Here is a 414-nt window from a genome sequence, read left to right as displayed (position 1 = left end):
AGGTTCTGAACTATCGTGACGCGCGTGACTGTGCGCAGCGACGAGTTTCCCCTGGATACCGACCTCATGTCGGTGGGGCAACTCGAGCGGAGACGACGATTGACCACGGCGGTGGTCGAGATGCTTGCAGAGATGCCGTCGGATCGAATCCAGATGAAAGAAGTGTCGGAGCGTTCAGGTGTGGCGCTAGGCACTCTCTATCGCTACTGTCCGACCAAACAGCAACTTCTTGCTGCGGCGATGACGGCGTGGAGCGGGCTCGAATCCGCTCGTCGTCCTGAGGAGCCGCGAACAGGCGGCGAAGAGAGCAATGCGTACGAACGGGTTCTGGCACTTCATCGCCGCGAGATGAAGGCATTCGAGCGTAGGCCTCACTTCGCTCGACTCGAGATCGAACTCCATTCGTCCTCGGAT

At 59.4% G+C, this 414-nt stretch carries 1 protein-coding gene; it reads left to right on the top strand.

The genetic code is table 11. The features are described 5' to 3' along the window. Nucleotides 1-24: 24 nt before the first annotated feature. On the top strand, nucleotides 25-414 hold a 390-nt coding region (locus tag C1J01_RS48785), incomplete at its 3' end, for a TetR/AcrR family transcriptional regulator (protein ID WP_235855179.1).

Origin of the sequence: Nonomuraea aridisoli (assembly GCF_003236395.1) — a bacterium.
Taxonomy (GTDB): domain Bacteria; phylum Actinomycetota; class Actinomycetes; order Streptosporangiales; family Streptosporangiaceae; genus Nonomuraea; species Nonomuraea aridisoli.
This window is presented reverse-complemented; position numbering and strand designations above follow the sequence as displayed.